Annotated in this window: 14 protein-coding genes; 9 read left to right on the top strand and 5 right to left on the bottom strand. The window is 65.6% G+C overall.

Annotation, left to right across the window (positions count from 1 at the left end; all coding sequences use genetic code 11):
- The first annotated feature begins 248 nt into the window (after positions 1-248).
- The 5 genes from CH290_RS24005 to CH290_RS24025 are packed head-to-tail and all read left to right on the top strand — an operon-like array spanning position 249 to position 5,401.
- Positions 249-812 carry a MaoC family dehydratase gene (locus CH290_RS24005; RefSeq protein WP_019667102.1) on the top strand — a complete coding sequence of 188 codons (564 nt, stop codon included), beginning with the start codon at positions 249-251 and terminating at the stop codon, positions 810-812.
- Positions 809-2,023, top strand: a complete 1,215-nt coding sequence (locus CH290_RS24010; protein ID WP_019667103.1) for a CaiB/BaiF CoA transferase family protein — start codon at positions 809-811, stop codon at positions 2,021-2,023. The genes CH290_RS24005 and CH290_RS24010 overlap by 4 nt, the downstream gene beginning before the upstream one ends.
- On the top strand, positions 2,020-3,402 hold the full coding sequence (locus CH290_RS24015) for an MmgE/PrpD family protein (RefSeq protein WP_033189356.1): 1,383 nt from the start codon (positions 2,020-2,022) through the stop codon (positions 3,400-3,402). The genes CH290_RS24010 and CH290_RS24015 overlap by 4 nt, the downstream gene beginning before the upstream one ends.
- Positions 3,403-3,410: 8 nt before the next feature.
- On the top strand, positions 3,411-4,574 hold the full coding sequence (locus CH290_RS24020; protein WP_020111785.1) for an acyl-CoA dehydrogenase family protein: 1,164 nt from the start codon (positions 3,411-3,413) through the stop codon (positions 4,572-4,574).
- Positions 4,571-5,401, top strand: a complete 831-nt coding sequence (locus CH290_RS24025) for an HpcH/HpaI aldolase/citrate lyase family protein (RefSeq protein ID WP_033189355.1) — start codon at positions 4,571-4,573, stop codon at positions 5,399-5,401. The genes CH290_RS24020 and CH290_RS24025 overlap by 4 nt, the downstream gene beginning before the upstream one ends.
- 8 nt (positions 5,402-5,409) lie before the next feature.
- Here CH290_RS24025 and CH290_RS24030 read toward each other — a convergent pair whose 3' ends face one another.
- Positions 5,410-6,660 carry an NAD(P)/FAD-dependent oxidoreductase gene (locus tag CH290_RS24030; protein WP_033189354.1) on the bottom strand — a complete coding sequence of 417 codons (1,251 nt, stop codon included), beginning with the start codon at positions 6,658-6,660 and terminating at the stop codon, positions 5,410-5,412.
- A 53-nt stretch (positions 6,661-6,713) separates the two neighbouring features.
- Between CH290_RS24030 and CH290_RS24035 the strand changes: the two genes are divergently transcribed.
- The gene (locus tag CH290_RS24035) at positions 6,714-8,630 is read left to right on the top strand and encodes an APC family permease (RefSeq protein WP_033189353.1); all 1,917 of its coding nucleotides are present in this window, start codon (positions 6,714-6,716) and stop codon (positions 8,628-8,630) included.
- Between the two features lie 2 nt (positions 8,631-8,632).
- Here the strand turns inward: CH290_RS24035 and CH290_RS24040 are convergent, their stop codons facing one another.
- A complete protein-coding gene (locus CH290_RS24040; RefSeq protein ID WP_033189352.1) occupies positions 8,633-9,055 on the bottom strand; it encodes a hypothetical protein in 423 nt (140 codons plus the stop codon).
- A 31-nt stretch (positions 9,056-9,086) separates the two neighbouring features.
- The gene (locus CH290_RS24045) at positions 9,087-9,932 is read right to left on the bottom strand and encodes a hypothetical protein (protein WP_230620990.1); all 846 of its coding nucleotides are present in this window, start codon (positions 9,930-9,932) and stop codon (positions 9,087-9,089) included.
- Between the two features lie 81 nt (positions 9,933-10,013).
- Between CH290_RS24045 and CH290_RS24050 the strand changes: the two genes are divergently transcribed.
- Complete coding sequence (locus CH290_RS24050; RefSeq protein ID WP_033189350.1) at positions 10,014-10,754, top strand: lysophospholipid acyltransferase family protein; 741 nt, start codon at positions 10,014-10,016, stop codon at positions 10,752-10,754.
- 4 nt (positions 10,755-10,758) lie between these two features.
- Positions 10,759-11,496: a lysophospholipid acyltransferase family protein gene (locus CH290_RS24055; protein WP_033189349.1), complete on the top strand. Its 738-nt coding sequence runs from the start codon at positions 10,759-10,761 to the stop codon at positions 11,494-11,496.
- A gap of 19 nt (positions 11,497-11,515) precedes the next feature.
- Here the strand turns inward: CH290_RS24055 and CH290_RS24060 are convergent, their stop codons facing one another.
- Complete coding sequence (locus CH290_RS24060; RefSeq protein WP_019667113.1) at positions 11,516-12,259, bottom strand: CPBP family intramembrane glutamic endopeptidase; 744 nt, start codon at positions 12,257-12,259, stop codon at positions 11,516-11,518.
- A 32-nt stretch (positions 12,260-12,291) separates the two neighbouring features.
- Positions 12,292-13,392 (bottom strand): RNA polymerase sigma factor, encoded by a 1,101-nt coding sequence (locus CH290_RS24065; protein WP_033189348.1) that lies wholly within the window; start codon positions 13,390-13,392, stop codon positions 12,292-12,294.
- A gap of 76 nt (positions 13,393-13,468) precedes the next feature.
- Between CH290_RS24065 and CH290_RS24070 the strand changes: the two genes are divergently transcribed.
- Positions 13,469-14,302, top strand: a complete 834-nt coding sequence (locus CH290_RS24070; RefSeq protein WP_020111793.1) for a Cof-type HAD-IIB family hydrolase — start codon at positions 13,469-13,471, stop codon at positions 14,300-14,302.
- The last annotated feature ends 189 nt before the right edge of the window (positions 14,303-14,491 follow it).

The following is a 14,491-nucleotide window of genomic DNA, read 5'->3' on the forward strand; positions in this document are numbered from 1 at the left end:
GTAGACTTGTTGCGGATTCGAGCGGCGGAGCGTCGCCGCAATGACCTCGGCCACTCACGGTGGTGAATGAGACGTAAGTAACAGATGTCCAACTTTAAACATAAGACGTTTACGTCGTCAAGGTGAGCCTGCGGGGCCGCGAGGATGGTCCGATTCACCCTGGGGCGGGATCGATCGAGCTCTTGACTCGTTAATCATCTGATGTTTATGGTGTGAGCAACGCTACAGCCCAAGCCTGAGGAGGCACCGTGGCAACTCACCCCGCAACGCTCGGACGATTCTTCGAGGACTACGTCGTCGGCGACGTGTATCAGCATCCGCTCGGTCGCACCATCAGCGAAGCCGACAACACGTGGATCACGCTGCTTTCGATGAACACGAACCAGAATCACTTCAATGCGCATGTCGCAGAACAGAATCCGATCACCGAAGGGCGAGTGATCGTCAATTCCGGGCTCACCGTCGCCGTTGTTCTCGGTATCTCGGTGCTCGACATGAGTCAGAACGCGATCTCCAATCTCGCGTTCACCGACATCAAGATGAGTCACCCGCTGTACGCAGGCGACACCCTGTACGCGGAAAGCCTCTGCACGGACAAACGCGAATCCAAGTCCCGGCCGTACGCCGGGATCATCTCGATGATCACGCGCGGACTGAATCAGGACGGCGACGAAATCATCTCCTGGAAGCGGTCGGTCATGATCGCCACTCGCGCAAGCGGAATCGGCCAGAACTATTTTCCCGACGCCAAGGCCGGGCCGCTGGAACTGTCGGCCCTCGTCTCGACCGGAACCAACGGGGTGGCGAAATGAGACCACTGGAAGACGTACGGATCTTGTCGCTCGAGCAGTACGGTGCCGGCCCGTTCGGCAGCCTCCACCTGGCGGACCTCGGCGCCGACGTCCTCAAGGTCGAGGACCCCGGTGTCGGAGGCGACGTGGGGCGGTACGTGCCTCCGTATGCGTCGGGGGAGGACTCGTTGTTCTTCGAGACCTTCAACCGGAACAAGCGCAGTATCTCCATCGACCTGAACACCGAGTCCGGACGCCGCGTCTTCGAGGACTTGGTGCGAGAAAGCGACGTCGTCTACTCCAACCTCCGCGGCGACGTGCCGGCGAAGATCGGCATCACCTACGACGACCTGAAGCATCTCAATCCCGCCATCGTGTGCTGCAGCCTCACCGGGTTCGGTATGACCGGCCCGCGCGCGAAGGAACCCGGGTACGACTACATTCTCCAAGGCTTGGCCGGGTGGATGTCCGTCACCGGTGATCCCGACGGTCCACCGACCAAATCAGGTCTGTCCCTTGTCGACTACTCGGGTGGGTTCGTGGCCGCCATCAGCATTCTCGCCGGCCTTCATGCGGCACGGCGTGACGGCGTCGGCGGCGACTGCGATCTGTCGTTGTACGACACGGCCATGGGACTGCTGACCTATCCGGCCACGTGGCACCTCAACGAAGGTTTCGAGCCGGTCCGGACCAAGAACTCGGCTCATCCGTCGCTCGTTCCGTTCCAGGCCTTCGAGGCGTCCGACGGTTGGCTCGTGGTCGGTTGTGCGAAGGAGAAGTTCTGGCAGCGCCTCGTCGAGGCCATCGGTGCGCCGGACCTGGCGTCGGACCCGCGGTTCGCGAACTTCACCGAACGCGGAAAGAACGCCGACGCTCTCCTGCCGATACTGGAGAAGATCTTCGCGACGGAGTCCGTGGCCCATTGGCTTTCGCTGCTCGGACCGGCGGGTGTGCCGTCCGGACCGATCAACGACATCGCGGAGGCGCTGACCGAGCCGCACACTCTCGCTCGCGGCCTCATCGTGGAGACCGAACACCCGAATCTCGGCACGATCAAACAGGTCGCATCGCCCGTTCGATTCGGCAGCGAGCCTGCCGTCTACACCCGCGCCCCACTTCGCGGAGAACACTTGGACGAGGTGCTCGACTCGCTCGGCTACGACGCCGAGACAGTCGCCGATCTGCGCCGCAGCGGCGCATTCGGGAAGACGGCAGTGGGAAGCACCGTATGAGAACGGCATCGGAAACCCTTGCTGGGTGGGTTGTTTCCTTCGGTTCCGACGATGTCCCGGATGCCGTCGCCCACGCCGTGAAACGGCACCTCCTCGACGGGATCGGCGACGCCATCGCCGCGCGGAGGCTGGGTGCGGGCGCTCCCGGGTGGGCCGTCGCGCACGCACTCGGAGGGCCGGGTGAAGCCCGAGCGCTCAGCGGAGACGTCGCACTCTCGGCGCCCGCCGCTGCCATGGCGACCGGAATACTGGTGCACGCACTGGATTTCGACGACACCCACGCCGGCGGGCTCGTGCATGCCACTGCAGTGGTGCTTCCCGCAGCGTTGGCCGTCGGCCAGGAAGTAGGCGCGACGGGTGCCGAGGTGGTGACGGCGTCGGTGATCGGAATGGAGACGGTGTGCCGACTCGGCGCCGTCAGTCCGCACGGATTCCATGCACGGGGACTGCACGCCACTGCGGTAGCAGGACCACTCGCCGCAGCTGTGGTGGCATCGAAACTCGTCGGCTCGCGCGAGGACACCGTCGTCGACGCACTGGGTATCGCCGGATCGTCGAGCGGCGGGCTCCTCGAATTCCTCGACACGGCAGCGGACACCAAGTCGCTGCACCCGGGTAGCGCCAGTGTCGACGGCATCCTCGCTGCTCGTCTCGCCGCTGCCGGGGCCACCGGACCGCGCACCGTGCTCGACGGTCGCCGAGGCGTGTACGCGGCCCTTGCCGATCGGCCCGTCGACTTCGCCGTGCTGACCGAAGACCTCGGAACACGCTGGGAAGCAGCGCAGATCGGCATCAAACCGTACCCGGCATGCCAGCTCATGCACGTGACCCTCGATGCGGTGACCGCAGCGACGGCAGGAACCGTCGTCGACCCGTCGGACATCGTGTCGGTGCAGGTGCACGTGCATCCGGATTCGTCTCCCTTCGTGTGCGGCGAGCACGCGGGTACGGCCGCACCGCGGAGTACCTACGATGCCAAGTTCGATTTGCCGTGGAGTGTGGCCGCGTTGCTCGTCGACGGGTCGGTGACCATCGCGACCTACACCGACGAGTCGATCTCGCGCAGTGATGTTCTGCAGATCGCCAAGGCGGTCGAGGTGATCGACGCGCCCACCGACGGTCCGGCCGCCGCGGCACCGGGCAAGGCCGTCATCACCCTGCGCGACGGTTCCACGCTCACCGGTGAGGTCGGTGGCAGCCGGGGGACGCCGAGTTCACCGTTGACCGACGACGAACTGCGCGCGAAGTTCCTGGCCAACTGTGGTGAACATTCACGCGCCGCCGAGCTGGCCGACATCGTCGCGAATCTCGAACTCGAACCCGACCTGACCCGCGTGCTCGATCTGGCCGCGGAGATCTCCCGAACAACCGACTCCTAGGACACGTCATGGATTTCACGTTCACCGAGCAACAGCAGGACTTTCGATCCGCACTGCGAAAGTTCGTCGACAAGGAAATCATCCCGGTTGCAAGCGAATACGAGCGCAGCGGCCGATACCCGACGGAAATCGTCGAACATCTCAAAGCGATGGGCCTGTTCGGAATCACCACTCCCGAGGAGTTCGGCGGACTGGACCTGGACAAGGTGTCCTTCACGCTGGTCTACGAGGAACTCGCACGTGGGTGGATGGGTGTGGCGGGCATCCTCGGCAGTCACAACCTGTCCTGCTGGATGATCGCCAAGCACGGTACCCAGGAGCAGAAGGAACAGTTGCTTCCCAAACTCGCGGCAGGTGTGTATCGCACCGGCGTCGGCCTCACCGAGCCCGGTGCCGGTACCGACCTGCAGGGAATTCGGACGACCGCCAAGCGCGACGGTGACCACTACATCGTCAACGGGACCAAGACGTGGATCACCAACGCCCGCTACGCCAACGTCCTGCCGACGCTGGTGAAAACCGACAACACCGCCGATCCAGCGCACAAAGGCATGAGTCTGTTGCTGATCGACACGGAGACCGAGGGATTCGAAGTACAGCGCGATCTCGGCAAGCTCGGTTACAAGGGCACCGAGTCGTGCGAAATCCACCTCCAGGACGTCCGCGTTCCAGCGTCCGCCCTCCTCGGTGGTGTCGAGGGTCGCGGGTTGCAGCAGGCGCTGTCCGGGCTGGAGATCGGGCGACTCAACATCGCGGGCCGCAGCGTCGGAATCGCCCAGGCTGCCTACGATGCCGCACTGAAGTACGCGAAGGAACGCACCGCATTCGGCCAACCCATCGCGGACTTCCAGGCCATCCAACTGAAGATCGCCGACATCGCGACACGGTTGCAAGCCGCGCGGCTGATGACGTACTGGGCTGCATCGCAGGCCGATTCGGGAAAACGCGTCGACATGGAAGCCGGGATGGCCAAGTACTTCGCCTCCGAAACCGCGATCGAAGCCAGTCTGGAATCGATGCGCATCCACGGCGGCTACGGATACTCCACGGAATTCGTGGTCGAGCGGTTGTACCGAGATGCCCCACTGATGGCGATCGGTGAAGGAACCAACGACATCATGCGCACCGTCATCGCCAAGGCACTCGTGGCAGGCCACGGAGTGATCGGATGACCGCACTGACGTTCCTGTACGTCCCGGGCGACGTACCTGCTCGGTTCGACAAGGCGTCGAGATCCGGAGCCGATGCCGTGGTCCTGGACCTGGAAGACGCAGTCGTCGCGTCGAACAAGGACGAGGCGCGCAGTACCGTCGCCGCGTGGTTGGCCGCCTGCGAACCGGGGCAGGTCGAGATCTGGGTGCGGGTGAATCCGGGTGCTCTGCAGGATGCAGACATCCGTGCGGTTGCAGGCCCGAACCTCACCGGCATCTGGCTACCCAAGGTCGAATCGCTCGAGGAGATCGAAGCAGCCGCGCGCATTCTGGATACGGTCGCACCGCACGCGGAACTCTCGGCGCTGATCGAGACGGGAAAGGGGCTACTCGCCCTACCGGCGATCGCGACGGGCCCGAGGCTGCGGTTCCTGCAGATCGGCGAGGTCGACCTCGCCGCCGACCTGTCCATCGAGCCCGGCGACGACGGTCGCGCGTTGCTGTTCGCACGCAGTCAGGTCGTTGTCGCGAGCGCGGCAGCGGGGCTAGAGCCGCCCCTCGCCGCGGTCTCGGTCGAGTTCCGCGACACCGACGCCTTCGCTGCCGACACCGTGGAACTGCGCAGGCTGGGGTTCCGCGGCCGAGCGTGCATCCACCCGGCCCAGGTGGCCCCGGTACGGGACGCCTTCGTACCGACGTCGGAGGCGGTGCAGGAGGCCGAGGAGATCCTGGAGGCCCTTGCGCAGGCGACATCCGGCGTCGGCGTCGACAAGAACGGACGTCTGATCGACGAGGCCGTCGCACGATCGGCACGCCGAGTTGTCCAGTACGCCCAGAGCCGAACCTAGCGTCGGCGTCAGATCGTCGGCTTGGCGTCGCCTGCCCAGGCGATGCGTTTGGGGTCGCCGTGGCATTCGACGATGGCAGCGTGGTCGCTGTCGAAGTAGTCCCACGCCCAGGACAGGAAAGCGTCGACCTTGCTGTGCGCGCCGCTGAGCAGGGCGGCGTGCACACCCAACCAGGCCGCGAACGCGAGGGGACCCTCCACCTGGTGACGGTGCGCTCCCACCTCGGCGACGGCGGCGCCGCGTCCGATCATCGCCATGATTCCCTTGTCCTTGTAGGCGAACGGCTTTCGAGGTTCACCCGCGATGGACAACAGAATGTTACGGGCGGTCCACGCTCCTGCCTGCTGCGCGACGGATCCCAACTGAGGCAATGCCTTTCCGTCGGAACCGGGGATGTTGGCCACGTCGCCGACGGCGTACACGTCGTCGAACGTCGGTACCGTCAGATCGGCGAGTACGTCGATGCGGCCGCCGTGGCCGGGCGTCACCGACGCCGTGGACGCGATGGGTGACGCGGACTCCCCGCCTGCCCAGACGACAGTGCGGGAGGCCAGGCGAGAGCCGTCGGACAGCTGCACACCGTCGGTGTCGACAGACGCCACACCGACGCCGAGCCGCACCTTCGCGCCGTGCTGAACGAGCTTGTCGTGGGCGTACTCGTGGGAGCGTTCGCTGTACGGCGCGAGCAGCGCGGGCCCGTGGTTGATCAACCACGCCTCGCCGCGGCCGCCCGGGTGGTTCATCTTGCGCAGCGCCGTGAACAGCTCGGCGAACGCGCCCGCGGTTTCGACTCCGGTAGGACCGCCTCCGACGATCACCACGTCCAGCGGGTCGTGTTCGCCCCGGAGGAGGTCGCTGACGTGGTGGCGCAGCTTCTCGGCGTCGGCGACGGAGTAGAGCGGAAACGAGTGTTCCTCGGCGCCCGGGGTGCCGAAGAAGTTGGCCGTCGCACCCGCAGCCACCACCAGGTAGTCGCCGGACACCCGCTCGCCACCCGCTACGAGGGAGCGTTCGGAGAAGTTCAGATCGGTGATCTCGGCCTGGACGACGCGCACCGACTTCATCGACTCGAAGATCGACGCCAACGGCCGGGCGATGTCCTCGGCGGGCAGCTGCGACGTCGCCACCTGGTACAGCAGGGGCTGGAACTGGTGATAGTCGTTGCGGTCGACGAGGGTGACGTCGACGCCCTTTCGGCCTAGATCGTGCGCACATGCAATTCCGGCAAGACCGGCACCCGCTACCACCACGTGAGTCATGGGATCCACAGTAGTTCCGCCGCGTGCCGCCCGGCGGGTTTACGCTCTGTCGCATGGTGCGTCTGCGCTCGTGGTTCCTCGGTGAGGTGACCGAGAACCCATCCGGGCATCTGGGTCCGTACCGCAAGCCCACCGAAACCGAACACACCCACCCGTGGTGGAAAGTGATGTGCCTGACGGGCGTCGACTACTTCTCGACGCTCGGGTATCAGCCGGGAATCGCGGCCCTCGCCGCGGGCACTCTTGCACCGCTCGCCACCGTCGTGCTGATCGTGTTGACGCTGTTCGGGGCTCTCCCGGTCTATCGGCGCGTCGCCCGAGAGAGCCCGACGGGTGAAGGTTCCATCGCGATGCTCGAGAAGCTGCTGCCGAAGTGGGGCGGCAAGGTGTTGGTGCTCGTTCTGTTGGGCTTCGCGGCTACCGACTTTCTGATCACCATGACGCTGTCCGCGGCCGACGCATCGGCGCACGTGATCGAAAACCCATTCGCGCCAGCAGGTCTGGACAGCGCACAGGTGATCGTCACCCTCGTGCTGCTTGCGTTGCTCACCGCGGTCTTCCTGAAAGGGTTCACCGAGGCGATCGGAATAGCCGTCGTTCTCGTCGGGACGTTCCTCGCGCTGAACCTCGTCGTCGTCTTCGTCGGATTCTGGGAGATCGCGAAGAATCCGTCGCTGCTGTCCGACTGGCAGCACGCCATGACCGCGCAGCACGGAAACCCGCTCATGATGATCGCCGTCGCCCTCATCGTCTTTCCCAAACTGGCACTGGGCCTGTCCGGTTTCGAAACCGGCGTCGCCGTCATGCCGCAGATCGCCGCCGACGGTGACGACGCGCTTCCCAACCGGATTCGCGACGCCAGAAGGCTCATCACCACGGCCGCTCTCATCATGAGTGGCTTCCTGCTGACGTCGAGCATCATCACCACGGTCCTCATTCCGCAGAACGAGTTCCAGAGCGGCGGCGGAGCCAACGGACGCGCGTTGTCCTATCTCTCGCACGAATACCTCGGCGAAGTGTTCGGCACCGTCTACGACGTCAGCACCATCGCAATTCTGTGGTTCGCCGGGGCGTCGGCGATGGCGGGACTGCTCAACCTGGTTCCTCGCTACCTGCCGAAGTACGGCATGGCGCCGGAGTGGGCTCGCGCGGTTCGACCACTGGTGCTTGTGTTCTCGTTGATCGCGGTCGCCGTCACGCTCTACTTCGACGCGAGTGTCGACGCGCAGAGTTCTGCCTATGCGACGGGTGTTCTGGTACTCATCACCTCCGCGTCGGTTGCGGTCGCGATCTCCGCCGCGCGGAACCGTCAGCGTGTGCAGATGTGGGTCTTCTCGGTCATCGCCGTCGTCTTCGTCTACACCACCGTCACCAACATCTTCGAGCGTCCCGACGGCGTCAAGGTGGCGTCGTTCTTCATTCTGGTGATCATGGCCGTGTCGTTCTGGTCGAGGGTCACGAGGTCCTTCGAACTGCGCACCGATTCGGTCGAATTCGACGAGGAGTCGCTGCAGTACATCGAAGAAGCAGCCGCTCGCGGACGGATACGCATCGTCTGCCACGACGCCCGGCATCTGGACCCGGCGGAGTACGCCGCGAAGGAAGAGCAGCAGCGCCGCGACAGCAACATTCCCGCGGACGAGCCGATCCTGTTCCTGGAGGCCAATATCCGGGATGCCTCGGACTTCAGCTCGGACCTCCTCGTCCACGGAGAGCAGAAGGGCGACTATCGGGTGCTGTGGGTCGACGCCTCGGCCGTACCCAATTCCATTGCCGCAGTGCTGCTGCAGATCAGGAACGTCACCGATGTACGCCCCGATGTCTACTTCGAATGGTCCGAGGGCAATCCGCTGGTGAACCTACTGCGTTTCCTCTTCATCGGCGTCGGCGAAGTCGCTCCGGTGACCCGAGAAGTGTTGCGCCGGGCGGAACCCGACCGAGACCGAAGGCCGAACGTGCACGTCGGGTAGGTCTAGAAGAACTGCCCGACGACGAAGCCGGCAACCAGTACCCCGGTCCCTCCGATTTCGGCGACGGCAAGGGTCCACATGAAGGCGTGGGTGCCGTGGACTGGGTTCTCGAATTGGTTGTCCGTGTCTCGCAACAGCCCGTGGACCATGTAGCTCGCGATGGCTGCGACGAAGAAGACGGTGACGACCAGTCCGGCGATCAGATTCACGGCCGTCGGGAAACCGGAGAACTCTGCCAGGGCTGCGAGGATCAGGGTCGCGAAGGAGTACATCAGAGCAGCGCGGTGTGCGATGTCGACGTAAGGGTGGGCCAGAGCCGTCGGCGACGTCGCCATCTGGCGGTACTTCCACACGCCGAGGCCCAGTGCCCACAGCAGGATCAGCCCGGCGAGCAGCAGCAGTATCTTGGTGTCGATCCCCAGCATCGTGTCGTACCCCCCGTTCGTGGACGTTGCGTCAGGCGATGTCGCCTATGCAGTACCCGTTGGCCCCGATGACCAGTGTGAACACTTGGTTCTGTTCGAATCCCGACACGTTGGTCACGTCGGCGTACACCGTCTTGTAGTCCCCGTTGGTGAAGGCCACGTAGACGCTCGCCGGGTTGTAGGACGCCGACCCCGTGAGCCTGCCCGGGTTGTTCGCCAGCGGCGCGGGCGTGGGAACGCCTGTTCCCTGCGGATCCCACGTCGGGCGGGTGTCGCAGACGAGGGGGTAGTCGCCTTCGAGGTCGGCGGGGTCGACCGGCGCTCCCGTGAATCGCCCGAGGTATCGCTCGACGGTGTACGTCGCGTCGAGGTCGGTGAACACCGGTGCGGTGCCGGTCGGGTAGACGCTCGGGCAGGCATAACCGGAGGCGATCTCGCTGCGCTTGATCGACACCGTCGACACCGGGCCGGTCCACGTCACCGCGTACTGACCGTCGACGCCCGGCTGACCGGCCGCGTCGACGATCGAGGCGACGTCGGAGTATCGCACCGGAATGTCCGTCGGCGGCACGGTCCAACACGTCGGCGTCACAGCCGGCGGCCCTCCGGCTTCCAGGTCGGCCAGGAACGCCCCCAGTGCGGACGCGGCCTGCGGATTGCCCGGAACGTCGCCGACGGCGGGTCCTGGAGGCGGTTCGGGAGTGGTCGTCGTCGCTGACGTCGTCGGGGTCGTCGCTGTGGTCGTCTCTTCCGTCGTGGGTGCCGACGGTGGATCGGTGGGGATGCCCTGCTGGCCGTCACCCTCGCACGCGGTGAGTACCAGGACTGCCCCCAGCAGCCCTGCACCGGCACGAGCGATTCTGCTAAGCGAACTCATGTTCAGCTGACCTTCCCCGTTCACGGCTTCTCCCCAGAGCGTTCTTCTCGCGACCGCCCGATACGACTACGCTAGCCGACTGTGGAACCCGTCTACCGAACTGTCATCGGCATCGCCCGCGTCGTCTTCGCGTCCCAAGGCCTGAAGTTCGAGGTGGAGGGCGAGGAGAACATCCCTGCCAGTGGCGGCGCGGTCATCGCCGTCAACCACACCGGTTACCTGGACTTCACCTATGCCGGGCTGCCGCCTCGGCGGGTGAAGCGCTACATCCGCTTCATGGCCAAGAAGGAAGTGTTCGACAACAAGATTTCCGGTCCCATCATGCGGTCGCTCAAGCACATTCCCGTCGATCGCGGCGCGGGCGCGGAGTCCTACAAGGCCGCGGTCGCGGATCTACGCAGAGGCGAGCTGGTCGGGGTGTACCCGGAAGCGACCATCAGCCGCAGCTTCGAGATCAAGGAATTCAAATCGGGTGCGGCACGCATGGCCATCGAAGCAGGTGTTCCCATCATCCCGACGGTCATCTGGGGTGCGCAGCGCGTCTGGACCAAGGGATTCCCCAAGAGGCTGGGCCGCACCAACACTCCCATCCGCATTGCCGTCGGCGCGCCGTTGGAGCCCGTCGGACCGGCGAACGAGCTGACCGAGAAGCTGCATTCCACGATGAAAGAGATGCTGCTGAAACTGCAGGACGGATACCCGCACGAGCAGGGTGCGTACTGGGTGCCGGCACGCCTCGGCGGCAGCGCTCCGACCCTCGAGGAAGCGGACAAGCTCGACGCCGCGGACGCGGCAGCGAGAAAGGCAAAAAGGGAGGGCTGACGCCATGTCGCGCGAACCGGTGTATGCCGCGTTGACCGGGTTGGTTCGTGCGATCACCGCCGTGCAAGGCCTACGCATCACCTATCGGGGAACCGAGAACATTCCGCGCCGCGGCGGCGTCGTACTCGCCGTGAACCACACCGGGTATCTCGACTTCATGCAGGTCGGACTCGTTGCGCGCCAGGGCAAGCGGCGGGTTCGCTACATGATGAAGAAAGAACTCGAGCGCAATCCCGTCGTCGGGTTCCTGATGCGACACTGCAAGGCCATCGGCGTGGACCGCGCAGCCGGAGCCGAGTCGTATGCCGCTGCTGTGCAGGCGCTTCGGGACGGTGAACTGGTCTGTGTGTATCCGGAGGCCACCATCAGCAGAAGCTTCGAGCTGAAGGCGTTCAAATCCGGTGCCGCACGGATGGCACTGGAAGCGGGCGTTCCGATCGTTCCGGTCGCCATCTGGGGGTCGCAGCGAATCATGACCAAGGACATGCCGAAAGCATTGGGTAGACACAACTTTCCCGTGCACATCGCCGTCGGACAAGCAATTCCTCCGCACGGAACCCCCGACGAACTCACCACAGCTCTACGCAGTGGATTGGAAAGCGCCCTCGGCGTGGCGCAGCAAGGTTACGAACACCCGGCAGGCGCCCGGTGGGTACCGGCACGATTGGGCGGCAGCGCACCCACCCTCGACGAAGCAGCAGTCATCGAAGCGGACGAGAAAGCCCGGAGGGCAAAGGGATAGTCGGCTGTCCCTCGACTGCTCAGCTGGTCGAGGCGTGCCAGACCAGTGCGGCGGCGAGGGCGCCGAGGCCGTTGAGGGACCAGTGCAAAGCGATGGGAGCGATGAGGCTGCCGCTTCGGTTGCGAAGCCAGGTGAACACGAATCCCGCCGCGGCCGTCGCGATGACTGCGCCGACGATGCCCACGACCTGGCCGAACAGTCCGCCGCCCAGGAAGTTGCTGAATCCGGTGTTGTTGGCGGTGAGGCCGAGCGACGAAGCGATGTGCCAGAGGCCGAACAGCAGGGAGCCGGCCGCGAACACTCCGCGCGCCCCGTAGATCCGACCCAGGGTGCCGTGCAGGACGCCGCGGAACGCGAGTTCCTCCGGGATGACGGTCTGCAGCGGAATGACGATCATCGACGCGACCAGCGCCGCCGAGATGGTTGCGTATCGATCGGCCATGAAGAACGGCCGAGTGATCGGCAGCAGTGCGCCGATCGCGATGACCGCGAGGACCAGCCCCACGGCTGCGAGAGCATAGATCGAACCGGTCTTCCACTGCTTGGGTGACAAACCGAGCTCGGACCAGCCCAGACCCCGGCGTCGGGTCAAGGCGACGAGAACGACGGCAGCGATGGGGACCGTCGCGATGCTGGCCCACACCGTCGTGAAATGCGCGATGAGGTTCGTTGCGATCAACACGAGCACGACGACGGCCACGTCGAGGTAGGCGTGGAAGCCGCGCCAGCGAGCGGCCCGCGCAGCATCTTGCGTCATGAGCATCCCGCCGAGTGTACGGATCGATGCTGAGAAACTCAGCCGTTCTCGGGCTGGGACTGGGTCGTCGTGGTCGCGGGAGCGTTCGGCGTGGTCGTGGTGGGTTCGGTCGTCGTGACGGGTGGATCGGTGGTCGTCACCGGTGGGGCAGTCGTCGTCGGCACGACGGCGGCGGTGGTGGTGACGGGTGCCGGTGCGGGAGGTACGACGGCGGGAGCAGGCGATTCCGGGACCACCGTGGCGACCTCGGCGGTGGAGGTCGTCGGGGCCGTGGGCGACGGGGACGGCGGTTCGGTCGTCGTGGTGGGCATGGTCCTCGGGACGGGGCCGGGTGCGACGTCGACCTGCGCCGGCGCCGTCGGGCGGCTCGCGGGCTCTGCCACCAGGAATCCGATACCCGCGGCGATCAGCAGAGCAACGCCGGCGACTGCCGCCCACACGACCTTCCCGGAGGCCGGACCGTGCGTCGGGAAGCCGAGTCGGTCGGTCCGATCGAGAGTGGTGGTGTTCACGACGACCCCCATCTCGGAGTCGGTCAGAATTTTCTCCCGCAGCCCGAACGGCGCGGTTGCCAGCGGAAACAGCCGGAGAATCGCGGCAGCTCCGACGACACGCTCCTGCCCGGCTCCGGCCGAACGCTCGAGCTCCTCTCGCGCCCGGGAGATCAGCGTCGACGCCCGACGTGTTCCGATCCCCAGCACCGCGGCGACGTCGGCGTCGGCGAGTCCGTGACGAATACGCAGGTCGAGGACCTCACGGTGCTCGGCGCTCGAGGCAGTTGCCGCCGTCGCGACGAACTCCTGAACGGACCGTTCCTCGTCGCTGGCATCTGGAGCGATCGTCGATGTGAAGTCGCACCGGTCGCGGCGTGGGCGGGGCAGGCACTCGGCCCGAGCGATCGCGTACAGCCAGGCCCGGAATCGTTCCGGATCGCGAAGCACAGCACTCCGCCGTGCGGCGATGAGCATCGTGTCGTGGACGACGTCGGCAGCGGCGTCCTCGTCGGCCAGCATTGCCTTCGCGTAGCTGAACAGGTGGCCGGAATGCCTGTCGTACGCGTCGCCGAGGCCCGAAAGTTGGCCTGCGACCAGCGCGGCAACGATCCGGGCGTCGGGCGAATCCTCGGACACCCCGGGCATCGTCGGCTCCCTCCCTCGTCGGTTCGCAAGTCTAAGGGACCCAGCGGCGGGCACTGCCGGAGCCACCTCAGGCACAATGACCTCGATGCCTACCACCAGCCGCGCACCCCGCCTCGTCGCCAGTGATGTCGACGGAACGCTCCTCGACCACCGCGAGAAGGTCACCGAGCGCACCCGACGCGCTGTACTGGCGATGGTCGGCGACGGCACACCGTTCGTGCTGTCGACAGGTCGTCCGCCGCGCTGGATTTCCCCTGTCGTCGACCAGCTGGGCTTCGCGCCCATGTGCGTCTGCGCCAACGGCGCCGTCATCTACGACGCCGGGACCGACCGGATCCTCGACGCCGAGGTTCTGACCGGGGAGACGCTGCACTGGCTCGCAGACCTTGCATACAAGGCCCTGCCGGGTTGCGGGCTGGCCGCGGAACGCGTCGGCGAAACAGCGCACGACGCCGCCACACCGCAGTTCGTCAGCTCGCCCGGCTACGAACACGCATGGCTCAACCCCGACAACACCGAGGTGTCGTTGGCCGAGGTCATCGACGTCCCCGCCGTGAAACTGTTGATCCGGCTCTCCAGCGCGTCCAGCGGAGACATGGTGGCCGCCCTGGCACCCCTCGTCGACGGCCGAGCCGACATCACCTTCTCCACCGACAACGGACTGATCGAACTCTCCGCACCCGGCGTGACCAAAGCATCGGGCCTCGCCCTCGTCGCCGAACGCCTCAACGTCCAGGCCGCCGACATCGCAGCATTCGGCGACATGCCCAACGACGTCCCCATGCTGCACATGGCAGGCCTCGGCGTCGCAATGGGCAACGCACACCCCGCAGCAGTCGCCGCAGCCGACGAAATCACCACAACCAACGCCGACGACGGCGTGGCCAGAGTCCTCGAACGCTGGTGGTGAGCTCCGTCTCCGGACCGAACGTGCCGTTCAGTCACTTCAAGTGACCGAACGGCACATTCGCTCACTCACCCGGTCCACTTTGGCGGCGCCGGTCGGTGCGACTGGGTGGGACGGAGTGCCCGATACTTTCGAAATCGGCGGACTTCCGCTGTTCGCCGAAGTATCGGGCAATCCATTGCATCGGGCGTG

Source organism: Rhodococcus sp. 06-156-4, from assembly GCF_002259345.1.
GTDB lineage: Bacteria > Actinomycetota > Actinomycetes > Mycobacteriales > Mycobacteriaceae > Rhodococcoides > Rhodococcoides fascians_E.